The 25,090-nt window shown below is 73.0% G+C and carries 21 protein-coding genes; 7 read left to right on the forward strand and 14 right to left on the reverse strand.

Going from position 1 to position 25,090, the window contains the following annotated elements; genetic code table 11:
* Positions 1-96: 96 nt before the first annotated feature.
* Complete coding sequence (locus tag F1721_RS19285; RefSeq protein ID WP_170301535.1) at positions 97-1,386, reverse strand: helix-turn-helix domain-containing protein; 1,290 nt, start codon at positions 1,384-1,386, stop codon at positions 97-99.
* A gap of 139 nt (positions 1,387-1,525) precedes the next feature.
* On the opposite strand from F1721_RS19285, the gene ahcY reads away from it, so the two are divergent.
* On the forward strand, positions 1,526-2,779 hold the full coding sequence (gene ahcY, locus F1721_RS19290; RefSeq protein ID WP_150068098.1) for an adenosylhomocysteinase: 1,254 nt from the start codon (positions 1,526-1,528) through the stop codon (positions 2,777-2,779).
* Here the strand turns inward: ahcY and F1721_RS19295 are convergent, their stop codons facing one another.
* Together F1721_RS19295 and F1721_RS19300 are read right to left on the reverse strand one after the other, a co-directional pair.
* Positions 2,780-4,126 carry a HAMP domain-containing sensor histidine kinase gene (locus F1721_RS19295; RefSeq protein ID WP_150068099.1) on the reverse strand — a complete coding sequence of 449 codons (1,347 nt, stop codon included), beginning with the start codon at positions 4,124-4,126 and terminating at the stop codon, positions 2,780-2,782.
* On the reverse strand, positions 4,123-4,794 hold the full coding sequence (locus tag F1721_RS19300) for a response regulator transcription factor (RefSeq protein ID WP_150068100.1): 672 nt from the start codon (positions 4,792-4,794) through the stop codon (positions 4,123-4,125). The genes F1721_RS19295 and F1721_RS19300 overlap by 4 nt, the downstream gene beginning before the upstream one ends.
* A gap of 56 nt (positions 4,795-4,850) precedes the next feature.
* Between F1721_RS19300 and F1721_RS19305 the strand changes: the two genes are divergently transcribed.
* The 3 genes from F1721_RS19305 to F1721_RS19315 all read left to right on the forward strand — a co-directional run bounded on the left by F1721_RS19305 (position 4,851) and on the right by F1721_RS19315 (position 9,885).
* Positions 4,851-6,800 (forward strand): glycoside hydrolase, encoded by a 1,950-nt coding sequence (locus F1721_RS19305; RefSeq protein ID WP_246155150.1) that lies wholly within the window; start codon positions 4,851-4,853, stop codon positions 6,798-6,800.
* Positions 6,801-6,808: 8 nt separating this feature from the next.
* Positions 6,809-7,690 (forward strand): endonuclease/exonuclease/phosphatase family protein, encoded by an 882-nt coding sequence (locus tag F1721_RS19310; protein WP_246155152.1) that lies wholly within the window; start codon positions 6,809-6,811, stop codon positions 7,688-7,690.
* 176 nt (positions 7,691-7,866) lie between these two features.
* Positions 7,867-9,885, forward strand: a complete 2,019-nt coding sequence (locus tag F1721_RS19315) for an NACHT domain-containing protein (RefSeq protein ID WP_150068102.1) — start codon at positions 7,867-7,869, stop codon at positions 9,883-9,885.
* Between the two features lie 52 nt (positions 9,886-9,937).
* Here the strand turns inward: F1721_RS19315 and pgl are convergent, their stop codons facing one another.
* The 6 genes from pgl to tkt all read right to left on the reverse strand — a co-directional run bounded on the left by pgl (position 9,938) and on the right by tkt (position 18,165).
* Positions 9,938-10,702 carry a 6-phosphogluconolactonase gene (gene pgl / locus F1721_RS19320; protein WP_150068103.1) on the reverse strand — a complete coding sequence of 255 codons (765 nt, stop codon included), beginning with the start codon at positions 10,700-10,702 and terminating at the stop codon, positions 9,938-9,940.
* Positions 10,699-11,643: a glucose-6-phosphate dehydrogenase assembly protein OpcA gene (gene opcA / locus F1721_RS19325; protein WP_150068104.1), complete on the reverse strand. Its 945-nt coding sequence runs from the start codon at positions 11,641-11,643 to the stop codon at positions 10,699-10,701. The genes pgl and opcA overlap by 4 nt, the downstream gene beginning before the upstream one ends.
* Positions 11,640-13,178 (reverse strand): glucose-6-phosphate dehydrogenase, encoded by a 1,539-nt coding sequence (gene zwf / locus F1721_RS19330; RefSeq protein WP_150068105.1) that lies wholly within the window; start codon positions 13,176-13,178, stop codon positions 11,640-11,642. The genes opcA and zwf overlap by 4 nt, the downstream gene beginning before the upstream one ends.
* A complete protein-coding gene (locus F1721_RS19335; protein ID WP_150068106.1) occupies positions 13,175-14,806 on the reverse strand; it encodes a glucose-6-phosphate isomerase in 1,632 nt (543 codons plus the stop codon). The genes zwf and F1721_RS19335 overlap by 4 nt, the downstream gene beginning before the upstream one ends.
* Positions 14,807-14,980: 174 nt before the next feature.
* Positions 14,981-16,087 (reverse strand): transaldolase, encoded by a 1,107-nt coding sequence (gene tal / locus F1721_RS19340; protein ID WP_150068107.1) that lies wholly within the window; start codon positions 16,085-16,087, stop codon positions 14,981-14,983.
* Positions 16,088-16,101: 14 nt separating this feature from the next.
* Positions 16,102-18,165, reverse strand: coding sequence for a transketolase (tkt, locus tag F1721_RS19345; protein WP_150068108.1), 2,064 nt, complete (start codon positions 18,163-18,165; stop codon positions 16,102-16,104).
* Positions 18,166-18,538: 373 nt separating this feature from the next.
* Here tkt and F1721_RS19350 point away from each other — a divergent pair, with 373 nt between their 5' ends.
* The gene (locus F1721_RS19350; RefSeq protein ID WP_150068109.1) at positions 18,539-19,474 is read left to right on the forward strand and encodes a heme o synthase; all 936 of its coding nucleotides are present in this window, start codon (positions 18,539-18,541) and stop codon (positions 19,472-19,474) included.
* Positions 19,475-19,512: 38 nt separating this feature from the next.
* Here the strand turns inward: F1721_RS19350 and F1721_RS19355 are convergent, their stop codons facing one another.
* The gene (locus F1721_RS19355) at positions 19,513-20,481 is read right to left on the reverse strand and encodes a quinone oxidoreductase family protein (protein WP_150068110.1); all 969 of its coding nucleotides are present in this window, start codon (positions 20,479-20,481) and stop codon (positions 19,513-19,515) included.
* A gap of 79 nt (positions 20,482-20,560) precedes the next feature.
* On the opposite strand from F1721_RS19355, the gene F1721_RS19360 reads away from it, so the two are divergent.
* Positions 20,561-20,869: a hypothetical protein gene (locus F1721_RS19360; protein ID WP_150068111.1), complete on the forward strand. Its 309-nt coding sequence runs from the start codon at positions 20,561-20,563 to the stop codon at positions 20,867-20,869.
* Positions 20,870-20,963: 94 nt separating this feature from the next.
* The gene (locus tag F1721_RS19365) at positions 20,964-21,458 is read left to right on the forward strand and encodes a GbsR/MarR family transcriptional regulator (protein WP_150068112.1); all 495 of its coding nucleotides are present in this window, start codon (positions 20,964-20,966) and stop codon (positions 21,456-21,458) included.
* Here the strand turns inward: F1721_RS19365 and F1721_RS19370 are convergent.
* The 4 genes from F1721_RS19370 to F1721_RS19385 are packed head-to-tail and all read right to left on the reverse strand — an operon-like array spanning position 21,455 to position 25,083.
* Positions 21,455-22,405, reverse strand: a complete 951-nt coding sequence (locus F1721_RS19370; protein ID WP_211840530.1) for a COX15/CtaA family protein — start codon at positions 22,403-22,405, stop codon at positions 21,455-21,457. The genes F1721_RS19365 and F1721_RS19370 overlap by 4 nt on opposite strands.
* Positions 22,406-22,454: 49 nt before the next feature.
* Complete coding sequence (locus F1721_RS19375; protein ID WP_150068113.1) at positions 22,455-23,300, reverse strand: SCO6745 family protein; 846 nt, start codon at positions 23,298-23,300, stop codon at positions 22,455-22,457.
* A gap of 41 nt (positions 23,301-23,341) precedes the next feature.
* Positions 23,342-24,151 carry an ABC transporter permease gene (locus tag F1721_RS19380; RefSeq protein WP_246155153.1) on the reverse strand — a complete coding sequence of 270 codons (810 nt, stop codon included), beginning with the start codon at positions 24,149-24,151 and terminating at the stop codon, positions 23,342-23,344.
* Positions 24,148-25,083: an ABC transporter ATP-binding protein gene (locus F1721_RS19385; RefSeq protein ID WP_150068114.1), complete on the reverse strand. Its 936-nt coding sequence runs from the start codon at positions 25,081-25,083 to the stop codon at positions 24,148-24,150. Before F1721_RS19385 ends, F1721_RS19380 begins: the two co-directional genes overlap by 4 nt.
* Positions 25,084-25,090 lie beyond the last annotated feature (7 nt).

Here is a 25,090-nt window from a genome sequence, read left to right on the forward strand (position 1 = left end):
CGCCTCCGCCGCTCGTCGTCGATCGCGCGGCACAGGGTACGGTCCGAGACCCGGTCGTCGCCGGAATGGCGAGGAATTACCACCTGATCCGTTGCATCACCGGGTCGCCGCGAGCTGCCGGGACAGCTGGCGCACCGCGCGCTCGCTGTAGGCGGAGGGGATCGTCTCGCTCAGCTCCCGGGCCCGGTCTGCGAGCGCCGCAGCGCGGTCGACGTCCTGCGCGCGCAGGTGCGCGTGCGCGAGCCAGGTGGTGTAGAGCGCGGTCTCGCGGACGCGGCGGTGGTCGCAGCTGCGGATCGCGGAGGTCAGCCGCTGGCGGGCCTGCTGCGGCTGCCCCAGCGCGGTGTCGACCCGGCCGACGATGATGTCCATCTCCTCGGGGGTCAGCCAGTAGACCCACGCCGGGTCCGGGTCGCCGTCGCGGCGGCGCGCGTACTCGTCCTGCGCGCGCTGGATCGCCGTGGCCGCCTGGCTGATCTCGCCCGCCGCCGCGTGCGCCCACGACGCCCGCGCGTGCAGCAGCGCCCGCACGGTCGGGGTGGTGGCGTTGCGGGCGAGGCCGTCGAGGCGCGCAAGCGCGGACCGGGCCACCAGGACCGCGTCGCGCGCCCGGCCGAACTCGGTCAGGTGCCCGGCCAGCGCGGACACCACCTGCGCGGCCAGCACCGGGTCGTCGGCGGCGTGCGCGGCCTGGATGCCGCTGAGGTAGTAGCGCTCGGCGGTCGCGACGTGCCCGCCGTCGGCCGTCGACCACCCGGCCAGCTGGCACAGCTCGGCGACGGCCCGCAGCAGGCCGCGGCCGACCTCCTCGGGATAGCTCGCGGTGCGCAGCAGCGCCGCGGTGCGGGCGACCTCGCCGCGGATGGTGGTGTGCAGGTCTCCGCCCGCGACGACGTCGTCGGCGTGGTGCAGGTACCGCAACCGGGCCTGGATGCGGCCGAGTTCGCCGGACCCGATCCGCCGACCGGCCTCGCCCCTCCCCGCCACCGAGGGCGGTGGCGGGGTGATCAGCCACTGGTGGGCCACCCGCACCGCGCGGTCACCGGTCAGCCCGGGCGCGGGGGCGTTCTCCGCGAGGCGGGCGACGAGACCGTCGCGCTCCGCCGAGGTCCACACGTCCTTGATCAGCTCCACCGGGTCCTCCGCGGGGACATCCGGGACCGGGGCGGACGCAGCGGCCGGGGCGCCGGGCAGCAGCGCGGCGAGCTGGTCCAGCGACAGCCCCAGCTCGCGGGCCAGGGCCTCCCGCATCCGCGGGGTGGGGGTGGACGCGCCGCGCTCCCAGCGCGCGACGGTGGAGACGTCCACTTCGAGCCGGTGCGCGAGCGTCTCCTGGGTGTGGCCGCGGCTGCGGCGTTTCCGTGCGAGGTCGGACTGGCGTACCACCACGGCGACGTTACGCGGTGGACCTGCCCGCCTCCAGCGCGTTCCAGCAGGTGCCCGGTTGTCGCCCGGTTCGTGCTCTGGTCCGGCGGTGGTGCCCTTGGTGGACTCGGTTCGTCCCGCCGAGGAGAGGAAGCAGCCCATGCCCCTGCTGCGCGACCCCGCGCTGGCCGACGACGGCGCCCGCAAGGTCGAGTTCGCCCACCGCCGCATGCCGGTCCTGGCCGGACTGACCGAGCGCTGGGCGGAGGAGAAACCGCTGCGCGGCGCGCGCATCGCGGCCTGCCTGCACGTCACCACCGAGACGGCGAACCTCTGCCGCGCGCTCGTCGCCGGAGGCGCTGAAGTGGCGCTGTGCGCGTCGAACCCGCTGTCCACGAAGGACGACGTCGCCGCGGCGATCCAGCGCGACCTGGGCGCGGAGGTCTTCGCGCTGCACGGCTGCGACCGCGAGACCTACTACCAGCAGGTCGAAGGCGCGCTCGGCATCGAGCCGACGCTGATCGTCGACGACGGCGCCGACCTCACCGCCACCGTGCACGAGCAGCGCCCGGAACTGCTCCCGGCCATCGTCGGCGGCACCGAGATCACCTCCACCGGGGTGATCCGGATGCGCAACATGGCCGCCGACGCGGCGCTGCGCTACCCGGTCCTGCCCACCAACGACGCGCTGACCAAGCACCTGTTCGACAACCGCTACGGCACCGGCCAGAACACCATCGACGGAATCCTGCGCGCCACCAACGTCCTGCTGGCCGGGGCGACCGTCGTGGTGGCCGGTTACGGCTGGTGCGGGCGCGGGGTGGCGGCCCGGGCGCGCGGCATGGGTGCGGACGTGATCGTCACCGAGGTGAACCCGGTGCGGGCGCTGGAGGCCAAGCTGGACGGGCTCCGGGTGCTGCCGATGCGCCGCGCCGCCGCCGAGGCGGACCTGGTCATCACGACCACCGGCAACCGGGACGTGGTCACCGTCGAGCACATGCGGCTGATGAAGGACGGCGCGATCATCGGCAACTCCGGCCACTTCGACCTGGAGATCGCGGTCGACGACCTCACCAGCGCGGCCACCAGCCGCCGCTACGTCCGCGACAGCTGCGTGGAGTACACCCTCCCCGAGGGGCACCGGATCCTCCTGCTGGCCGAGGGCCGCCTCCTCGGCCAGGCCGCCGCGGAAGCCCACCCGGCCGAGGTGATGGACATGACCTTCGCGACCCAGGCGCTGGCGGTCCGCTACCTGGTGGAGAACGCGGGCGAGCTGGAACCGGCGGTGCACCCGATCCCGCAGGAGATCGAGAACGAGGTCGCGGTGGCCAAGCTCGCGGCCTACGACATCACCATCGACGAGCTCACCCCGCGCCAGCACGAGTACCGCACCTCCTGGCAGTTCGGCACCTGATCAAGTCGGGAACCGCAGCCGGAACAGCGCCCCGCCGCCGGGCGGCGACTCCGCGATGGCGGTGGCGCCGTGCGCGGTGGCCACCTGGCGCACGATGGCCAGGCCGAGACCGGAGCCGGGCAGGCCGCGGGCGGCGGGGGAGCGGTAGAACCGGTCGAAGACGCGGTCCAGGTCGTCCGCCGCGATGCCCGGCCCGCCGTCCCGGACGACGAGTTCCCCGCCGTGCAACCCGACCTGCACCGACCCACCGGCGGGGCTGAACTTCGCCGCGTTGTCCAGCAGGTTCGTCACGGCGCGGGAGAGCGTGCGCGGCACCCCGTCGAGCACGGTCGGTTCGAGGCCGGTCTCGAAGGTGATGCCCGGGTAGCGGTGGCGGGCGCTGGCCGCGCACCGCTCGACGATCTGGTCCAGCCGGACGGCTTCGGTCTCCTCGGCTGGCGCCTCGTCGCCGCGCGCCAGGTCGATCAGGTCGGTGACCAGCCCGGTCAGCTCGACGGCCTGCGCGCGCAGCGCCTCGATCGTCGCGGCGCGCTGCTCGGGGCTCAGCCGGTCCGCCCGGGTGAGCAGGTCGATGTTGGTGCGCAGGCCGGTCAGCGGGGTGCGCAACTCGTGCGAGGCGTCGGCGACGAGCTGCCGCTGCGCGGTCAACGACTGCCGCAACGCGCCCAGCGCTTGCTGGAGCTCGCCGAGCATCGTGTTGAAAGCCGTTGCCAGCCGGGCGATCTCGTCGTCGCCCCGGACCGCGAGGTGCTGCTCGGGGTCCCGGGTCCGGGCCACCCGCTCGGCGGTGGCGGTCAGCTCGCCGACCGGTTTGAGCCCCGACCGGGCGACCGCGAACCCGGCGACCGCCGCCAGCACGACCCCGACCGCGCCCGCGGCGAGCAGCGCGAGGCTGATCCGCTGCAGGCTCTCGTCCGCTCGGTCGGAGCGGACCGCGACCTCGACGGCGGTGCCGGGAGCGAGCGGAGCGGTGTACATCCGGACCGGGAACCCCTCCAGCGAGGTGTCGCTGAAGAACGCTCCGCTGCGCCCGGCGGCGACGTCCAGGGTGCGCTCGTCCACCGGCAACGCGCTCTCGCCCTCGACGCGGCCGTCCGCGTGCACCTTCTGCACGCACGCCGGGGCGGCGAGGAACACGCAGGGACCGGCGGGCGACCACGCCCCCGGGGAGGACTGCTCCAGCCGCACCAGGCGGGCGACCTCCCGGGTCAGCCCGAGGTTCAGCGAGCGGTCCAGCTCGTGCGCCACGATCGCGTACCCGGCCACCGCCGTCCCGGCCACTGCCGCGGCCACCGCCAGCGCGGTGGCCACTGCGATCCGCAGCCGCAGCGACCAGCGGCGCCTCATCGCGCACCGAGCCGGTAGCCGATGCCGCGCACGGTGTGCACGAGCCGGGCTTCGCCGCCCGCCTCCAGCTTGCGCCGCAGGTAGCGCACGTAGACCTCCAGCGAGTTCGAGGTCGGGCCGAAGTCGGTGCCCCACACCCGCTCGGTGATCACCTCGCGCGGCAGCACCTGCTCGGCGTTGCGGACCAGCACCTCCAGCAGCGCGTACTCGGTCCGGCTGAGCTCGACCACCCGGTCCCCGCGCAGCACGAGGTGCGCTGCGGTGTCCACGGTGAGGTCGGCGACGCGGAGCACCGCGTCGTCCTCGGGGTAGCTGCGCCGCAGCAGCGCGCGCACGCGGGCGAGCAGCTCGTCCAGGTCGAACGGTTTGACCAGGTAGTCGTCCGCGCCCGCGTCCAGGCCCGCGATCCGGTCGGACACGGCATCGCGCGCGGTGAGCACCAGGATCGGGGTCCGGTCACCGTCCGAGCGCAGCCGACGGCACAGCGTCAGCCCGTCCATGAACGGCATCAGCAGGTCGAGCACGATCGCGTCCGGCCGCCAGCGGGCGATCTCGGTCAGCGCCTGCGCGCCGTCACCCGCGGTGCCGGTCTCGTAGCCCTCGCTCCGCAGACCGAGCACCACCGCGTCCCGCACCGACGACTCGTCCTCGACGACCAGAATCCGCACCCCACCAGGATGCAGGCTCTCACCGAACTCTCATCTCCGGTCCGGAAGCTGCCCGTGTGAACGTGACCAAGATGATCCCGCTGGTCTGCGCGGTCGGGGTGCTCGCCGCCACCACGGCGTGCAGCCCCGCCGCCGCGGACCAGCCGCAGGTCGAGGTCGACGGCGACCGGGTGCGCGTCCCGGTCTCCGGCGGCCTCGTGGAGGTGGACACCTCGTCGCTGGGCCTGCGGGCCGAAGCGCCCGACGGTCGGACCTGGCAGCTCTCGGCGCCCGCCGAAGGCGACCTGGGCCCGGCCGGGCAGGTCAGCGCGCGGGGCGGAGCGGCCACCTGGCGCTACCCCGAGAAGGGCCTCACCGTCACCGCCACCGGGCGGGGCGGACGGCTCGAGATGACCGTGCACGCCGACCGGGAGGGCACGCTGACCTGGCCGGTGACGGCCACCGACCCGGCGACCACCGAGCTGCAGCTGCCGCGCGGCGAGGGGATCGCCGTCCCGGTGGCCGACGAGTGGTGGAACTCCGAGCAGGCCGGGCTGGTGGGCACCGAGGCGGCGGTGGTGGGCGGTCTCACCATGCCGTTCTGGGGGACCAGCCTGCCGGGGCTCGGCGCGAGCTACATCGCCGAGTCCGACATCGGGACCGCGCTGCGGTTCACCTCCGAACAGGGCCGCCTGCGGGCGTCGGCGAGCCACGAGTTCTCGCCCCGGGAGTCCACGATGGACTACCGGATGACGTTCGCGATCACCGACGGCGGACCGATCGCCGCGGCCCGCGACTACCGCGACTGGCTGCAGCACCACGGCGGCATCACCCCGCTGCGCGAGAAGATCGCGCGCAACCCCGAGGTCGGCAAGCTGATCGGCGCCTTCCACGCCTACACCTGGGGGCGGGCGCGCACCGCCGAGGGCGTGCAGCGGCTGCGGGACCTGGGCATCGACCGGATGTGGCTGGGCTACGACGCCGACGACGAGCCGATGGACGAGCAGGCCGTGGCGGCCGCGAAGCAGGCGGGCTTCCTGGTCGGCCCCTACGACTCCTGGGCCAACGCGCAGGAACCGGGACAGGCCGACAACCCCGCGTCGAAGTGGCCGGACCCGGTGTGGCCGGACGCCTGCGTGCGCGAGGCCGACGGCGGCGTGCTCCCCGGTTTCGGCGGCCGGGGCTGCTACCTGAGCTCGGAGGCGTTCCGCCGCGCCGAGCCGACGCAGCACCTCATGGCCGACCGGACCCGCGAGTTCACCGCCAACGGCGCGAACAGCTACTTCCTCGACGTCGACGCCGCAGGCGAGCTGCACAGCGACCACAGCCCGGCGCACCCGATGGCGAAGGAGCAGGACCGGCGCAACCGGCTCGACCGCATGGCCTGGCTGTCCGGCCAGCTCGTGCTCGGCTCGGAGACCGCCGGTTCCTGGGCGAACGGCGTCCTGTCCTACAACCACGGTTCGGTCACACCGGTGACCGACCAGCTGTGGAAGCTGGAGAAGGACAAGCAGTCCTGGGGCGGGTACGCGCCGCAGGGCGCGCCCGCGTTCTTCTTCAAGCCGGTGCGGCTGCCCGCCGACGTCGCCAAGGCGATGTACGCCCCGGAGTACCGGGTGCCGCTCTACCAGGCGGTGCTGCACGACTCGGTGATCAGCACCGAGCGGTGGGAGTTGTCCTGGTCGAAGCTGCCGGACCAGAGCAAGAACCGCGCGATGCTCGCGATGCTGCACAACATCCCGCTCAACCTGGTGCTCGACGAGTCCGAACTGGACTCGCACGGCGCGCAGATCGCCCAGCTCCAGCGGTTCTTCGAGCCGCTGCACCGCGCTGCCGCGACCGAACCGCTCGCGGACTTCCGCTGGCTCACCCCCGACCACCTGGTGCAGCGGACGTCCTTCGGCGACGGTGCGCTCACCGTGACGGCGAACTTCTCCGCCCGGCCGCACGACGGCCTGCCGGGCGGCTGCCTGGACGCGGTGGTCCGGGGCGGTGCGCCGCAGCGGATCTGCCCGGCAGGGCTGTGAAGATGCGGGTGGCGGTTCTGACCGGGTGCGGGGTGCTCACCCTGCTGCTCGGCGCGCACGCGCTGGTGCCCGACGTCAGCGGTGCGGGCACCCTGCTCGACAGCGCGGCGCCTTGGCTCGGCCTGCTCGTCCCGGTGCTCCTGGTGCTCGGTCTGGTGGGGCGGACCCGAGCTGCGGTGGCAGTGCTGGTCCCGGCGGCGGTGTGGTGCGCGGTGTTCGGGACCGCGCTGCTGCCGCAGGCGTCGGCGTCCGGCGACCTGCGGGTGGTCAGCCAGAACATCTTCGCGGCCAACGAGAACCCGGCGGCGACGGCCGCGGACCTGGCGGCGACCGGCGCGGACGTGATCGGCGTCCAGGAGCTGACCGGGACGGCCCGCTCGGCCGTGCGGGAAGCCCTCGGAGCGGAGTACCCGCACAGCGAAGTCCTGGGCACGGTGGGGGTGTGGAGCAGGTACCCGATCGAGGCGGCCGAGCCGGTGGACCTGGGGATGGGGTGGACCCGCGCGCTGCGGGCGCGGGTCCGCACCCCGCACGGTCCGGTCGCGGTGTACGTGGCGCACCTGCCGTCGCTGCGCCCGGACTCGGTGGCCGAGCGCAACCGGGGCCTGACCGAGCTGCGCGCCGCGCTCGTCGCGGAGCGGGCGGACCGGGTGGTCGTGCTCGCGGACCTGAACACGGCGACCACCGACCGCGCGATGGGCCCGCTGCTGCGGACCGTGGCGGAAGCCGAACCTGCGGGCTTCGGCTTCACCTGGCCCGCGGCGGTTCCCCTGGTCCGACTCGATCACGTGCTCTACCGGGGCCTGACCTCCACCGGCGCCGACGTGGTCGAAACCCGGGGCAGCGACCACCGCGCCGTGCTCGCCGATCTCGCGTTCAACCAGGCGTGAAGGCAGCGGCCCGCCGTTCGGGTGCTGTTCGGCGGATTCCGGTCGACGGGCCGGAATCCGCCGCTAGCGTGTGCCCCCGTCGTCCCCACCGCCAGGAGGTCACCATGCGCTGGTGTTCCCGGCTGCGGCGGAGGTACCTCGCAGCCCGGCGAGGCACGATCGAGAACCGCGGTGCCGTGGGCAATCTCGTGCAGACCCACGAGATCCACGGCGATGTCGTCATCGTCCCGGGCGAGGGCGGATCCCGCCTCGACCGGGCGGCGGAGCGGTTGGCGGAAGCCGTGCGAGCCCAGTGGCAGGCCGAGGCCCAGACGCGATCGCTGCACCGGCCGCACCCGCTGCGGTTGCGCTGGTCGAGCACCGGGCGGGACGTCACCGCGACCGCCGACCTGCGCGTCGACGGCGATCTCGGGGACGTCGTCGAGAAGTTCCGGGCGCTGCCCGCGCGGCAGCTGGTGGTCCTGGGCGAACCCGGAGCCGGGAAGACCGTGCTGGCCCTGCTGTTCGCGCTGGGCATGCTCGGCACCCGCGAGCCGGGCGAACCGGTGCCGGTGCTGCTCTCGGTGGCGTCCTGGAACCCGTTCGAGGAGTTCCTGGACGACTGGATCGTCCGGCGGCTGCGCCAGGACTACCCGGCGCTGACCAACCGCCGCGCCTACGGGCGCAACGCGGCGCTGCGGCTGGTGGAGCAGCGGCGGATCATCCCGGTCCTGGACGGGCTCGACGAACTGCCGCCCGAAGCGCACGTCACGGCGATCGAAGGCATCGACCGGGCAGCCGCCGCCGGGCGACCGCTGGTCGTGACCTGCCGCAGCGACGAGTTCCAGCACGCGGTCGAAGCCGGGGGCACGACGCTGGCCGCGGCGGCGGTCGTGGAGCTCCAGCAGGTCGACGTCGAGGACGCGATCGCCTTCCTGTCCGCGGGCCTGCCGAGCACCACGGCCAGGTGGCGGCCGGTCTTCGCCCACCTGCGGCAGGACCCCGACGGTCCGCTGGCGACGACGTTCGCCACGCCCCTGATGGTGAGCCTCGCCCGGACCGTCTACACCCACCCGGACCGCGACCCCGCCGAACTGCTCGACCGCGACCGCTTCGCCGACGCCGCGACGATCGAGCACCACCTGCTCGACGCGTACCTGCCCACCATCTACGCCGACCAACCGACGGCACCGTCCACATCGGACGCCCATGCGGCCCGGTCCTACCCTGCGGAGCAGGCCCAGCGGTGGCTGGGGTTCCTGGCGCACCACCTCACCAGCCTGCAAACCCGGGACATCGCCTGGTGGCGCCAGCGCCGACCCAACGCGATGGCGGCCGTCGCCTGGGGAGCGGTGTTCGGCTGCCTGTTGTTGCTGGGGCAGAGCGAGATCGTGACGGGGTTGTTCGTGGGCGTGCTCCTCGACTGGCTCATCGAGCACGTGCCCCGTTTCAAGCAACGCCCCGCCGCGATCCTGCTGACCGCCGTGCCGGTGCTGTTCTGCACGTTCTGGTTCTCCGCGCGGAAGTTCGACGAATCCGCGAACGTCCTCGTCGACGTATTCGGCATCGCCCTGGTGCTCGCACTGCTGCTCTCGGAATCGAGGAGCCCGCGGCGCGCCAGCATGCGCATCCGCCGCGGGCTGCGTCTGCTGGTCCTCCGGCGGCTGGCCGTGAGCTACCTGGTGAGCCTGCTCGCCGGGATCTTCCTCGTCACCGCCTTCGCAGCGGTGCGCGGCATCGAGGACGGACCCGTGCTGCTGCTCGGGATCGCCGTGATCTTCGGCCTCATCGGGGTGGCCGTGGTCGGGCCCGGAACGTGGGCGGCGGTGTCGTCGGAGGATGCCGGAGTACCACGTCCGATCGACGTGCTGCGCTGGGACCGGACGTCGACGGTCGTGCGGGTGCTGATGCCGATCGTCTTCCTTCAGCTGTTGGTGCTTCTCAGCATCGTCGTGATGGGGCAGGACCAGGGCTGGTACGAGTTCAGCTCCGCCCTGACGCTCGGCCTGGGCTTGGGGCTCGGCGTGGCGGCCAAGAGCGCGTGGATGTCGTCGTGGCCGCCGAGGCTGTGGTGGGCGCTGCGCGGCAGGTTGCCGTGGCGGCTGATGGCGTTCCTCGACCACGGTCACCGGTGCGGCGTGTTCCGCCAGGTCGGCGCGGTGTACCAGTTCCGGCACGCCCGCCTCCAGGACCACCTCGCGGACCGGCAGCAATGAGCAGAAGGGCGCCTCCGAGCACGTGGCTCGGAGGCGCCCCTCGTCGTCGCGATCAGCCCCCGGTGGGGACTGCCGATGCTGCGGTCCGGTCCAGCAGCCACAGCGTGCGGTCGCGGCCGTGGGCCCCGGCTGCCGGGATGTCCACCGGCTTCGCGCCGCCCAGGGCCGCCGCCACCGGTTCGGCCTTGGCCGCTCCGGTGGTCATCAGCCAGACCTCCGAGGCCGCCTGGATCGCCGGGAGCGTCAGGGAGATCCGGGTCGGCGGCGGTTTCGGGCAGTCGTGCACGCCCACCACCGTGCGCTCGGTCTCCCGGACGTACGGCGTGTCCGGGAACAGCGACGCCGTGTGGCCCTCCTCGCCGACGCCCAGCAGCAGGACGTCGAAGCGGGGCACCGCGATGTCGGTGGCCCGGGCCGCCGTGGTCGCCAGGACCTCCGCGTAGTGCGCCGCGGCGGCGTCCGCGTCCGCGCCGAACTTGCCGCCCGACGGGGCCATCGGGTGCACCCGGTCCGGGTCCACCGGCACGTGGTCCAGCAGCGCCTGCCGAGCCTGCGTCTCGTTGCGCTCCGGGTCGCCGTCCGGCAGGAACCGCTCGTCGCCCCAGTAGACGTCCACGGCGGACCAGTCCACCGCGTCGCGGGCGGGGGAGCGGCGGACCTGCTCCAGCACACCGATGCCGGTGCGGCCGCCGGTGAGCACCACCGACGCCACCCCGTGCGCGGCCTGGGCGTCCACCAGCTTGGTGATCAGCCGCGCCGCCGCGGCAGCGGCCAGCAGCTCGCCCGAGGCGTGCACCACCACGTCGGGACGGGTCATGCCCCCTCCTCCTGCTCCGGCTCGTCGCGGACGATGTTGTCCAGGCCGGACAGGGTGGCCTCGTAGATCTCGTCCGGGTCGAGGCGGCGCAGCTCCTCGGTGAGGCAGTCGCGGACCTCGCGGCGGTGCAGCGACACCCGGCGGTCCGGCTGGCCCGGCTGGGTCAGCGTGCCCACCTTGCCGTCCGGGCGGACGATCTCCACGTTGCCCGACGGGCGCTCCAGCACCGCCGAGACGATGCCCGGCCCGCGCGGGTGCTCCACCCGGCGCACCGGGATCTCCAGGTAGCTGGCCAGCCACGCGGCCAGCAGATCGGTCGACGGGGAGTCCGCCGCGCCGGTCACCGTGGCGGCCGTGACGCGCTCGTGCGGCGGCAGGTCCATCGCCGACGCCAGCATCGCGCGCCACGAGGTCAGCCGGGTCCAGGCCAGGTCCGTGTCGCCGTCGGTGTAGGACCGGACGCGCTTCTGCAGGGCCGCGATCGGATCGGCCTCGTTGGCCGCGTCGGTGATCCGCCGGTGCGACAGCGCGCCGATCGGGTCCTTCGCCGGGTTGTCCGGGGCGTCGGTCGGCCACCACGCCACCACCGGGGCGTCCGGCAGCAGCAGCGGGACCACCGAGCCCGCGCCCTCGTCGGCCAGCGGCCCGTACAGCCGCAGCACGATCACCTCGGACGCGCCCGCGTCACCGCCGATGCGGATCTGGGCGTCCAGCCGCGGCGCGGCCTGCCGCGCCCCGCTGGCGACCACGATCACCCGGCACGGGTGCTCCCGGCTGGCGTCGTTGGCGGCCTGGATGGCCTTCTCCACCTCGGTGCCGTCGCCGGTGACCACCACCAGCGTCAGCACCCGGCCCAGCGCCACCGCGCCGCCGGTCTCGCGCAGCTCCACCAGCTTCTTGTTGACCTGCGAGGTCGTGGTGGACGGCAGGTCGATGATCACGGTCGCCTCCAGACGCGTCCGGTGCGGGCCAGCATGGCGTCCGCCGACGGCGGGCCCCAGGTGCCCGCCTTGTAGGGCTGCGGCTTGCCGCGCGCCGCCCAGTGCTCCAGCACCGGGTCGAGGATCTTCCAGGACAGTTCGACTTCTTCGTTGACCGGGAACAGCGACGGCTCACCCAGCAGCACGTCCAGGATCAGCCGCTCGTAGGCCTCCGGCGAGGACTCGGTGAAGGCGTGCCCGTAACCGAAGTCCATGGTCACGTCGCGCACCTCCATCGAGGTGCCCGGCACCTTCGCGCCGAAGCGCATCGTCACGCCCTCGTCCGGCTGCACCCGGATCACCAGGGCGTTCTGCCCCAGCTCCTCGGTCATCGTGCTGTCGAACGGCAGGTGCGGGGCGCGCTTGAACACCACCGCGATCTCGGTGACCCGGCGGCCCAGCCGCTTGCCGGTGCGCAGGTAGAACGGCACCCCGGCCCAGCGGCGGCTCTCCACCTCGAGGGTGATCGCCGCGTAGGTCTCGGTGATGGAGTCGGAGGCGAAGCCGCCCTCCTCGTGCAGGCCCGGCACCAGCGAACCGCCCTGCCAACCACCGGTGTACTGGCCGCGCGCGGTGGTCTCGTCGAACGGACCGACCGGCTTGGTCGCCGAGAGCACCTTCACCTTCTCCGCCCGCAGGTCCTGCGGGGAGAACGAGACCGGCTCCTCCATGGCGGTCAGCGCCATCAGCTGCAGCAGGTGGTTCTGGATCACGTCGCGGGCCGCGCCGATGCCGTCGTAGTAGCCCGCGCGACCGCCCAGCCCGATGTCCTCGGCCATGGTGATCTGCACGTGGTCCACGTAGTGCGAGTTCCAGATCGGCTCGAACAGCTGGTTCGCGAAGCGCAGCGCCAGGATGTTCTGCACCGTCTCCTTGCCGAGGTAGTGGTCGATGCGGAACACCGAGTCCTCGGGGAACACCTCGTTGACGATGCGGTTGAGGTGCTGCGCGCTCTCCAGGTCGTGGCCGAACGGCTTCTCGATGACCACCCGGCGCCAGCTGTCCCCGGACTGGTCGGTCAGCCCGGAGCGGGACAGCTGCTTGAGCACCGTCGGGAACGCCGACGGCGGCACCGACAGGTAGAACGCGTGGTTGCCGCCCGTGCCGCGCTCGGCGTCGAGGTGCTTGACGGTGTCGGCGAGCCGGTCGAACGCCTCGTCGTCGTCGAAGGACCCCGGCACGAACCGGATGCCCTCGGCCAGCCGGTCCCAGACGCTCTGGTGGAACGGGGTGCGCGCGTGCTCCTTGACCGCCTCGTAGACGACCTGGCCGAAGTCCTGGTCGGCCCAGTCGCGGCGGGCGAAGCCGGTCAGCGCGAAGCCCGGCGGCAGCAGGCCGCGGTTGGCCAGGTCGTAGATCGCGGGCATCAGCTTCTTGCGGGACAGGTCACCGGTCACGCCGAAGATCGTCAGCCCGCACGGGCCGGCGATCCGGGGCAGCCGCTTGTCCCGCGGATCCCGCAGCGGGTTCTGCCACTGCTGGTCGGGCGGGGTCACCGCGCACCTCCCTGCGCCAGGTCCTGCACGGCCTTGACCAGCTCGACCAGCCCGGCCGCGCGGTCGGTGAGGTGCAGCCGCAGCACCGGCCGCCCGCGGTCGGCGAGCACCTGACCGTCGCCGAGCGCCTGCGCGCGCTGCAGACCGGCCAGCGTGTACGGCCGCTCCGGCACCTCCAGGTCCTGCTCGACGTCCCCGGTGATCTGCAGGAACACGCCGTTCTGGTGGCCGCCCTTGTGGTACTGCCCGGTGGAGTGCAGGAACCGCGGCCCCCACCCGAAGGTGGTCTGCAGGCCGCTGCGCCGCGCCAGCTCCGGGCGCAGCACCGCCGCCGAGGCGTCGTCGAGGCGGTCCAGGTAGGCCTGCACCGCCAGGTAGCCGTTCTTCGGGGCGGCGGCCAGGAACGCGCGCAGCGCCTCGGTCACCGTGCCCACCCCGGCCGACAGCCACTCGCCGGAGGCGTGCACCTCGATCGAGCCGTCCACCAGCGCCGGGGTCGCGACCGGGCCACCGGCCGGGCCGTCCAGCAGCGCCCGCGCGGCCTTCTTGGCGGCCTCCACGTCGGGCTGGTCGAACGGGTTGATGCCCAGCAGCCGACCGGCCAGCGCGGTGGCGAACTCCCACAGCAGGAACTGCCCGCCCAGCGGACCGGCGGTGCTGATCTTCGCGCCCGCGACGGCCGGGCCGACCGCCACGGTGGTGGCGTCGGCACCCGCGTCGGCGAACCCGGGCGCGTCGGTGCCCTCCACCACGACCGGCAGCAGACCGGTGCCGTTCTTGCCGGTGGACTCGGCGATCAGCTGCTCCACCCAGTCGCCGAAGCCCTTGATGCCGGAGCCGGTGTCGGCGAACACGACCTTCTCCGCGCCCCCGGCGTGCGCCGCGCCCAGGGCGGCGGCCAGCCGCACGGCGGGGTTGCTGTCGTCGTCGGCGCTCAGCCGCGGGAACGCCGCTGCGGCGTCGTCCAGCAGCGCGGACACGTCGGCACCGGCCAGCCCGGCCGGGACCAGGCCGAACGCGGTCAGCGCCGAGTAGCGGCCGCCCACGTGCGGGTCGGCGGTGAACACCTTGCGGTAGCCCGCCTCGCGCGCCGCGGTCTCCATCGGGGAACCGGGGTCGGTGACCACGATGATGCGGGTCACAGGATCGATTCCGTTTTGCTCGAAAGCCTGCTCGAAGATCCTGCGGTGCGAGTCGGTCTCGACGGTGGTGCCGGACTTGGAGGAGACCACCAGCACGGTGCGCTCCAGGTCACCGGCCAGCGCGTCGGCGACCTGCCCGGGGTCGGTGGTGTCCAGCACGACCAGCGGCACCCCGGCGGTCGCGGTGATCACCTCCGGGGCCAGCGACGAGCCACCCATCCCGGCCAGCACCACCCGGTCCAGGCCCTCGGCGTGCAGCTCGGCGCGCAGCGCGTCGATCTCGGCCAGCAGCGGGCGGGAGCTCTCGTGCAGCGTCGTCCAGGACAGCCGGATGGATGCCTCGGGCTCGGCGTCCGGGCCCCACAGCGTGGCGTCCTGGGCGGCGAGCTTGCCGGCAACCGCATCGGCGGCCAACCGCTCGACCAGCGGTCGGGCTTCGGCCGCTAGCGCCACATCGGGAATGTCGACGGAAATTTCGGTTGCCATGTATTTCCTTAACAGCGCTCGATCTAGTTGGGTCGAACCCCAGTTCGATCTGACCTTCCGGGATTCGATCTTGGAAGCCAACTTCGTGCGACCACAGTGTCGCCGATCCGGGCAGGAGCGGCCCGGAGGCGCGGCGGCGGGGCCGGTTTCGCGAACCGGCCCCGCCCCCAACGCTTACTTGGCCTGCTCGAGCTGCTGGGCGACCGTGTCCAGCAGTTCGCTCCAGGACTTCTCGAACTTCTCCACGCCCTCGCGCTCCAGCACCGCGAACACGTCGTCGAGGTCGATGCCCGCCTTCGCCAGGTCGTCGAAGACCTGCTGCGAGGCGGCGGCGGTGCCGCTGACCGTGTCGCCGCGCACGTCGGCGTGGTCGGCGGTGGCCTTCAGCGTGGCCTCCGGCATGGTGTTCACCGTGTTCGGCGCGACCAGCTCGTCCACGTAGCGGGTGTCGGAGTAGGCCGGGTCCTTCACGCCGGTGGACGCCCACAGCGGACGCTGCGCCTTGGCACCGGCGGCCTCCAGGGCCTTCCAGCGCTCACCGGCGAAGACCTCCTCGTAGGCCGCGTAGGCCAGGCGGGCGTTGGCGATGGCGGCCTTGCCGCGCAGCGCCTCACCGCCGGAGATCTTCTCCAGCCGCTTGTCGATCTCGGTGTCCACGCGGGACACGAAGAACGACGCGACCGAGGCGATCTCGCTGATGTCGTGGCCGTTGGCCTTCGCCTGCTCCAGACCGGCCAGGAAGGCGTCCATCACGTCGCGGTAGCGCTGCACCGAGAAGATCAGCGTGACGTTGACGCTGATGCCCTCGGCCAGCACGCGGGTGATCGCGGGCAGGCCCTCCACGGTGGCCGGGATCTTGACCATCAGGTTCGGCCGGTCCACGGCCTTCCACAGGTCCACGGCCTCGGCCACGGTGCGGTCGGTGTCGTGCGCCAGCCGCGGGTCGACCTCCAGGGAGACCCGGCCGTCGACGCCGCCCGACTGCTCGAAGACGTTGCGGAAGATGTCCGCCGCGTCCCGCACGTCAGCGGTGGTCAGCTCGCGGACGGTGTCGTCCACGCTGGCACCGCGGGCGGCCAGCTCGCGCACCTTCTCGGTGTAGTCGGCCGCGTTGGACAGCGCGTTGGCGAAGATCGTCGGGTTGCTGGTGACGCCGACGACCGCCTGGTCGGTGATCAGCTCGGCGAGGTTGCCCGAGGTGATCCGCTGGCGGGACAGGTCGTCCAGCCAGATCGAAACCCCGGCCTCGCTGAGCGCCTTGAGGTTCGGGTTGGTGGTCACAGGAATTCCTCCGCTCACGCCTGCTTGTCCAGGCTGCGCCGGGCCGCCGCGACAACGGCGTCGACGGTGATGCCGAACTCGTTGTACAGGGTCTTGTAGTCCGCCGAGGCGCCGAAGTGCTCGATGGACACCGACTCACCGGCGTCCTTGACGAACCGGTACCACGGCATCGCGATGCCGGCCTCGACCGAGACGCGGGCCTTGACCGACTCCGGCAGCACCTGCTCCCGGTAGGCCTCGTCCTGCGCGTCGAACCACTCCACGCACGGCATCGAGACCACACGGGTTGCAACGCCGTCGGCCTCCAAGATCTTCCTGGCCTCGACGGCCAGCTGCACCTCGGAGCCGGTGGCGATGAGCACAACCTTCGGTTCGCCGTTGCCGGCCTCGGCCAGCACGTAGCCGCCCTTGGCGACGCCCTCGGCGGTCACGCCCTCCAGCGTCGGCACGCCCTGGCGGGTCAGCGCCAGACCGGCCGGGCCGCTCGGGTCCTCAAGGATCTTCTTCCACGCCGCCGCGGTCTCGTTGGCGTCGGCCGGGCGGACGATCGAGAAGCCCGGGATCGCGCGCAGCGAGGCCACGTGCTCGATCGGCTGGTGCGTCGGGCCGTCCTCGCCGAGGCCGATGGAGTCGTGCGTCCACACGAAGATGGACGGGACCTTCATCAGCGCGGCCAGCCGGACCGCCGGGCGCATGTAGTCGCTGAACACCAGGAAGGTGCCGCCGTAGGGGCGGGTGCCGCCGTGCAGCGCGATGCCGTTGAGGATCGCGCCCATCGCGTGCTCGCGGATGCCGAAGTGCAGCGTGCGGCCGTAGGGGTTGGCCGTCCAGGTGCTGGTGGAGATCGACTCCGGGCCGAACGAGTCGACGCCCTTCATCGTGGTGTTGTTGCTCTCCGCCAGGTCGGCCGAACCGCCCCACAGCTCGGGCAGCACGTCGGCCAGCGCGTTGAGCACCTCACCGGAGGCCTTGCGGGTGGCGATGGACTTGCCGTCGGCCTCCCAGGTCGGCAGCTTCTCCTGCCAACCGGCCGGCAGCTCGCGGGCGCTCAGCCGGTCCAGCAGCGCCTTGCGCTCCGGGTTGGCCGCCGCCCACTTGTCGAAGGCGACCTGCCACTCGGCGTGCGCGGCCTTGCCGCGGGCCGCGACCTCGCGGGCGTGCGCCAGCACCTCGTCGTCGACCTGGAACGACCGCTCCGGGTCCAGGCCCAGCGCCTTCTTGACCCCGGCGACCTCGTCGGCACCGAGCGCGGCGCCGTGCGCCTTGCCGGTGTTCATCTTGGTCGGGGCCGGGTAGCCGATCACCGTGCGCAGCACGATCAGGGTCGGGCGGGAGGTCTCGGCCTTGGCGGTCTCGATGGCCTCCAGCAGGCCCTTGACGTCCTCGCCGCCGTGCACGGTGAGGACCTGCCAGCCGTAGGACTCGTAGCGCTTCGCGGTGTCCTCGGACAGCGCGATGCGGGTGTCGTCCTCGATGGAGATCTCGTTCGCGTCGTAGATCACCGTGAGGTTGCCCAGCTGCTGGGTACCGGCCAGCGACGACGCCTCGGAGGTGACGCCCTCCTCGATGTCGCCGTCGGAGGCGATCACGTAGATGTGGTGGTCGAACGGGCTCTCACCGGCGGCGGCCTCCGGGTCGAACAGCCCGCGCTCGCGGCGGGCGGCCATCGCCATGCCGACCGCGGTGGCCAGGCCCTGGCCCAGCGGGCCGGTGGTGGTCTCGACCCCGGCGGTGTGCCCGTACTCCGGGTGCCCCGGGGTCTTCGAGCCCCACTTGCGCAGCTGCTTGAGGTCCTCCAGCTCCAGGCCGTAGCCGGACAGGAACAGCTGCACGTACAGCGTCAGGCTCGAGTGACCGGCGGAGAGCACGAACCGGTCGCGGCCGATCCACTCCGGGTCGCTCGGGTCGTGCCGCATGACGCGCTGGAACAGCGCGTAGGCCGCCGGGGCCAGGCTCATCGCGGTGCCGGGGTGGCCGCTGCCGCAGTTCTCCACCGCATCGGCGGCCAGCACGCGGGCGGTGTCCACCGCGCGCTGGTCCAGCTCGCTCCAGTCGTCGGGCAGTCGCTTGGTGGTCAAGCGGGCAAGGTCGTCGGTGACGGACACGGACGCAGCTCCAAGTTTTTCCTTCGGCGGTTTCCCGTTGACGGGTGAATGCGGTCGCTGGACCGATTCGAACCGCGGTTATCCCTCGTCCGACGGGCAGCCTAGTCGTGTCCGATCGGGCACGCGCCGACCCGTCTGAATTGCCGCACCGCCGCCTGCGGGGGCGGCGGTGACGATGGCGCCCGACTCTGCGCCTGGGGGCGGATTTCGCGCTGAAGTGCGACCGGGGTTCCCAGCTGATCGGGACCGCCACCAGGATACCTGTAACGCTGCGTGACCGGGGTCACCGGCCGAGTGGTGACCACCCGCGCGAGGCGCTGTTCAGTAGCGCGCCTACTATTCGCTCGTGAGCACCGCAGTCGACGTCCCCCGCAAGCGGCACGCTCGTCGGCCCGGTGAGCTGCTGAAGGCCTACGTCGGTCTGATCAAGCCGAGGGTCATCGAGCTGCTGCTGGTGACCACCATCCCGGCGATGCTGCTGGCCGAGCGGGGCATCCCGTCGCCGTGGCTGGTGATCGCCACGCTGATCGGCGGCACCATGGCCGCGGGCAGCGCGAACGCGCTGAACTGCGTGGCCGACGCCGACATCGACCAGGTGATGAAGCGCACCCGGGCGCGCCCGCTGGTGCGGCACACCGTGTCCAACCGGCACGCGCTGGTCTTCGGCATCGTGCTGGGCGTCGGCTCCTTCGCCTGGCTGTGGGCGACGGCGAACCTGCTGGCCGCGGCGCTGGCGGTCGGCACGATCCTGTTCTACGTCTTCGTCTACACGCTGGTGCTCAAGCGCCGCACCGCGCAGAACATCGTCTGGGGCGGCGCGGCCGGGTGCATGCCGGTGGTGATCGGCTGGGCCGGGGTGACCGGCCGGGTGGACTGGCCCGCGCTGGTGATGTTCGGCGTGATCTTCTTCTGGACGCCGCCGCACACCTGGTCGCTGGCCATGAAGTACAAGGACGACTACGAGCGGGCCGGGGTGCCGATGCTGCCGGTCGTCGCCGAGCCGACCTACGTCTCGCGCCAGATCGTGGCCTACACCTGGCTGATGGTGATCTGGACGCTGCTGCTGGTCCCGGCGACCGGCTGGCTCTACGCGGCCTTCGCGGTGCTGGCGGGCGCGTGGTTCCTGCTGCTGGCACACCGGCTGCACGCGGCGACCAAGCACGGCGAGAAGACCAAGCCGATGAAGCTGTTCCACATGTCCAACACGTACCTGATGATCGTGTTCGTGGCGCTGGCGGTGGACTCCGCGCTGAGCCTGCCGGTGCTCGGCTGGCCGATGTAGACCTGCCCCGGTCGCGCGGACCGGGGCAGGCGTGCCGGTCACGGCAGGAGCAGGAGCTTCGCGGTGGTGCGGCGGCCCTCCAGGTCCTCGTGGGCGCGGCGGGCCTCGGCCAGCGGGTAGGTGCCGCCGATGCGGATGTCGAGCACCCCGGTGGTGATCCAGTCGAACAGCTCACCGGCCCGCCAGTCCAGCTCGTCGCGGGTCAGGATGTGGTGCGCCAGGCTGGGGCGGGTCAGGAACACCGAACCGGCCGAGTTCAGCCGCTGCGGGTCCACCGGGGGCACCGGACCGCTGGCCGCGCCGAACAGCGCGAGCACGCCGCGCGGGCGCAGGCTGGCCAGGCTGGCGTCGAAGGTGGTCTTCCCGACGCCGTCGTAGACCACGTCCACGCCGCGGCCGTCGGTGAGGTCGGCGACCGTCGAGGCCACGTCCTCCTCGGTGTAGCGGATGATCTCGTCGGCCCCGGCCTCGCGGGCCAGCTTCTCCTTCTCCGCGGTGGACACGGTGCCGATGACGTTGCCGCCGCGGTGCTTGATCAGCTGCGTCAGCAGCAGGCCCATGCCACCGGCCGCGGCGTGCACCAGCGCGGTCTCGCCGGTGTGCACCGGGTGGGTCGAGGTGACCAGGTAGTGCGCGGTGAGGCCCTGCAGCAGCGCCGCGGCCGCGGTGCGGTCGTCGACCCCGTCCGGGACCCGGACCGCCTTGTCGGCGGGCACCAGCGCCCGCTCGGCGTAGCTGCCCGGCGTCATCGCCCAGGCGACCCGGTCGCCCACCGCGAACCCGGTCACGCCGTCGCCCACCGCGACGACCTCGCCCGCGCCCTCGGAACCGGGCGTGAACGGCACCTGCATCGAGTAGACGCCGCTGCGCTGGTAGGTGTCGATGAAGTTCACGCCGATCGCCGCGACCTCGACCAGCAGGTGGCCGGGCTGCGGTTCCGGCGCCTCGATCTCGGTGAGCTGCAGGACCTCGGGCCCGCCGTGCTCCGCTACCCGGATGGCTCGCATGCTTGCTCCTTCGCTGTCGTACTCATCTGCTGCAACCGGACCGCTCCGCCGGATCTTCCCCTGATCTAGGATTTCGGTCATGACGGCTACCGAAGAGACCACCGCACCCGCGCCCAAGGCGATCGCGACGGCCGAGGCCTTCGTCGCCGCGCACGGCAAGTCCGCCCGGGCGGTCGTGGAGAACCTCGGACAGGTCGGCGCCCGCGTCGTGCTGATCGGGGAGGACGGCCGCTTCGGCGACGTCATGGTCCCCGATGTCGCCACCGGGAACGCGCTGGTCGAGGCCGTCGAGGGGCTGTCCGCCCACGAGTGGGACGGGGAGACCGTCGCCGCGGTGCAGATCGGTGCCGCGCACCGCCGGAAGATGGCCGGTCCGCGCGCCCGCTGAGCCCTTCCCCCGACACGCCGGTAGGTGGTTGGTGGCGGCCTTCGCTGTGGTTTACCTTTTCAGCGAGGACTGAACTCGATCACCTGGAGTCGTCGTGCCCGATTACGTGCAGCGCACCGACCGACCGGCCATGTCGGAGTGGATCGAGCAGATGGCGGCGCACTTCGAGGCCAGCGAGGGAATGCCGCTGATCGCCGGGCGGATCCTGGCGTTCCTGCTCGTCTGCGACCCGCCGGAGCGCACCGCCGCCGAGCTGTCCCTGGCGCTGGCCGCCAGCACCGGCTCGATCAGCACCAACGTGCGGCTGCTGATGCGGCTCGGGGTGGTCTCCAAGACGACCCGGCAGGGCCGCGAAGCGGCGCTGTACCGGGTGGAGGAGGACCGCTGGCCGGAGCTGGTGCGCCACCGGATGCAGCGGGTCACCGGCCTGGAGGAGCTGACCGCGGCCGGGCTGCGCATGTTCAGCGGCCAGGGCGAGCGCGCCCGGCGCCTGCGCACGGTGCACGAGTTCTACCAGTGGCTGGCCGGTGAGATGCCCGAGCTCTGGCGCCGCTGGGAGCGCGAGGGCAAGCCCAATCTCCGCTTCTAGACCGCGGCGGGCTCGGCGGCCTTGACCTCGGTCGGCTCGGGCAGCGCGCCGCGGTAGCGGGACTCGCCCCACAGCAGGGCGGTGATGATGATCACCAGCGTCGCCGCGGCCATGTGCAGCACGACCATCGCCTCCGGCACGCCGAGGTAGTACTGGACCGACCCGATCGCGCCCTGGACCAGCACCATCGCGCAGGCCGAGGCGTAGGTCTTCAGCAGCGCCTTGGTGGGGCGGGCGCTGCGCAGCCACACGCCGAAGATCGCCAGCAGCAGCACGTAGGCCATCACCAGCAGGCCGTGCACCTGGACCAGGGTGTGCACCGGCAGGTCGAGCCGCGGGGTGTCCGGGTCACCGGCGTGCGGGCCCGCCGCGGTCACCAGGGTGCCGGCGATCAGCACCGCCGCGGTCACCGCGACCAGCGCGACCAGCAGCCTGCGCATCGGGGTCGGCACCACGCCGACCGGCTCGCGGTCGCCCTCCTTGGTGGCCTTGTAGAGGATCGCGGCCAGCCAGATCAGCACCGCCGAGGCCATGAAGTGCACGGAGACGCTCCACCAGGCCAGGTCCACGAGCACCGTCATGCCGCCGATGATCGCCTGCGCGACCACGCCCAGCGGCATGATCAGCGCGAGCCGGACCAGCCGCTTGCGCCGCGGGCGGCAGCGCAGCGCGGCCACGAAGCAGGCCAGCGCGACGAAGCCGATCACCCCGGTCAGCAGCCGGTTGCCGAACTCGATCACCTGGTGCAGCGTCGCCACCTCGGGGTGCTCGACGGGCACCATGCTGCCGGGGAAGCACTGCGGCCAGGTCGGGCAGCCGAGCCCGGACCCGGTCACGCGCACCGTCACGCCGGTCACCGAGATCAGCGCCTGCATCACCAGCACCGCGAGGGCCAGCACGCGCACGACGCGCGGGGACGGGCGGGAGATCCAAGTAGGAAGCGGCACGGTCCGATGGTAGCCGCGGCCCGGAACCCGCCCGTCCGCAGGCCTTGGCTCAGCCGCGCCCGAACAGCTCGCGCGGAACCGCACCGGCCTTCAGCAGCACGCGGGTCAGCTCGCGGCCCCTGTCGATCAGCGCTTCCACCTTGGACTCGCCCAGCGCGCGCCACGGGGCCATCGACATCGCGTCGGTCTCGGCCTCGATCTCCTCGCGCAGCGCGAGGCCCGCCTGGCTGGTCCCGCCGTCATCGCCGATGAGGCCGCGCTCGCGCAGCTCCTGCTCGGCCTCGGCCCACTGCGACTCGCTCCACTCGCGCAGCTCCCGCGCCGCCGACGGCTTGAAGCCCTCGCCGGTCGAGCTGTGCAGCACCAGCGCCTGCACGCCGTTGAGCTCGGCGCGCTGCAGCGCCGCGATGTGCGCGTCGCCGCGGAACTCGCGCAGCAGGGTGGTGGCGTGCCAGAGCTGGAGGTGCGGTTCGTCCGGCCAGTCCAGGTCGGCGTGCGCGGCGTAGAGCGGCTTGCCCTCCGGGCGGCACGCCCGGCTGGCCTCGCGGGCCAGCTCGGCCGCTTCGGCGATCGCCGGGGAGTCGACCTCGCCGAGCATCCGGCGCAGCGCCGCGTCGGCGGCGCGCAAGCGGGCGTCGAGCACCGCGCTCGGGGAGGCGATCGACCAGGCGCGCGGGATGTGCTTGGCGACCGACTCGGGGTTGAAGTTGTAGAAGGTCGCCGCCACCGCACCGGCACCGACCGGCCCCATCGCGGCGGACCGGCCCGCGTAGTAGGACATACGGCCCCGCTCGAGGCCGAGCTCGGCGAAGCCGTCGGCGGCCTCCGGGGCGAAGTAGATCATCGAATGGATGACTTCCAGGGCGCTCTTGGCCCGGCGGGCGATCTCCGTCATGGCCCACACCCTAGAACCGAGTGGTGGGTGCCGTCACCGCCTCAGGTCAGGCGAGTGGTGCGCACCGCCACCGCGCCGCACACCGCGCCCCAGGCCAGGAGCACGACGACCGGCTGCACGCCCGGCAGCGAGCCGTTGACCAGCACGGCGTCCAGAGCAGCGGACAGCGCGCCGGACGGCAGGAACCCGGCCAGCGCGCCCAGCGGCCCGGGCAGATCGGCCGCGGGCAGCGCCAGGCCACCGGCCAGCAGCAGCACGAACCAGATCGCGTTGGCCAGCGCCAGCACGATCTCGGCCCGCAGCGCGCCGCCGACCAGCACCCCGGCCGCGCCGAAGGCCAGCGTGCCCAGCACCAGCAGCGGGACAGCGGGCAGCAGCCCGGAGAGCTCCGGCGACCACCCCAGCAGCACCGCGGCCACCCCCAGCACGACCGCCTGCAACGCCACCACCAGCAGCGTCGCCAGCACTCGGCCGGAGATGAGCGTCCAGCGCGGCAGCGCCGTCGCGGACAAGCGCTTGAGCACGCCGTAGCGGCGGTCGAAGCCCAGCGCGATGGCCTGCCCGGTGAACGCCGTGGACATCACCGCCAGCGCCAGGATGCGCGGCATCACCGAGTTCACCCGCGGCTCCGGCAGGTCGCCGATGTGCAAGGTGCTCAGGCCGATCAGCAGCGCCAGCGGGATGATCAGCGTGAGCAGCGCCTGCTCGCCGTGCCGGATGATCAGCAGCGCCTCGACCCGGGTCTGCGCCAGCAGCATCCGCAGCGGACGGCCCCGGCCCGGGGCGGGCGCGAAGGTCCCGGCCGGGAACTGGGTGCCGAGCTGGGGGGCGGCGTTGGCCTCGGCGTTCACGATCGCAGCTCCCGTCCGGTCAGCTCCAGGAAGACGTCCTCCAGGCTGCGGCGGCTCACCCGCAGCTCCTGCGCCAGCACCCCGTGCTGCGCGCACCAGGCGGTCACCGTGGACACCACCTGCGGGTCGACCACCCCGCGCACCACGTAGTCGCCCGGCCGCAGCTCGCTGGCCTGGCAGTCCTCCGGCAGCGCGGCCAGCAGCAGGTTCAGGTCCAGCCCGGTCTGGGAGCGGAACCGCAGCTCCTGCTTGCCGTCCTCGGGCTCGGTCAGCTCCGCGGCGGTGCCGTCGGCGACCGCGCGACCGTGGTCCACGATCACCACCCGGTCGGCCAGCGCCTCGGCCTCGTCCATCAGGTGCGTGGTGAGCAGCACGCTGACCCCGTCGCGGCGCAGCGCGCCCACCAGGTCCCAGACCAGCCGCCGCGCCTGCGGGTCCATGCCCGCGGTGGGCTCGTCGAGGAACACCAGCTCCGGGCGCCCGACCAGCGCGCACGCCAGCGACAGCCGCTGCTGCTGGCCGCCGGAGAGCCGCTTGTACGGGGTGCGGCGGGCGTTGGCGAGCCCGAGCACGTCCAGCAGCCAGGCCGGGTCCAGCGGGTCGGCGGCGCAGGCCGCGACCAGGTCCAGCATCTCGTCGGCCCGCACCCCGGGGTAGGCGCCGCCGCCCTGCGGCATCACGCCGATCCGCGGCCGCAGCGCCTCGGACTGGGTGTGCGGGTCCAGGCCGAGCACGCGGACCTCGCCGGAGTCGGGGCGCTGGAAGCCCTCGCAGATCTCCACCGTCGTCGTCTTGCCCGCGCCGTTCGGCCCGAGCAGCGCCAGGACGCTGCCGCGCGGCAGGCACAGATCGAGGCCAGCCACGGCGACGGTGTCGCCGAAGCGCTTCTTCAGCCCGCGCAGCTGGACGGCCGGACCATCGGCGTTGCTCACGAAATCC

The sequence above is a fragment of the Saccharopolyspora hirsuta genome, assembly GCF_008630535.1.
GTDB lineage: Bacteria > Actinomycetota > Actinomycetes > Mycobacteriales > Pseudonocardiaceae > Saccharopolyspora > Saccharopolyspora hirsuta.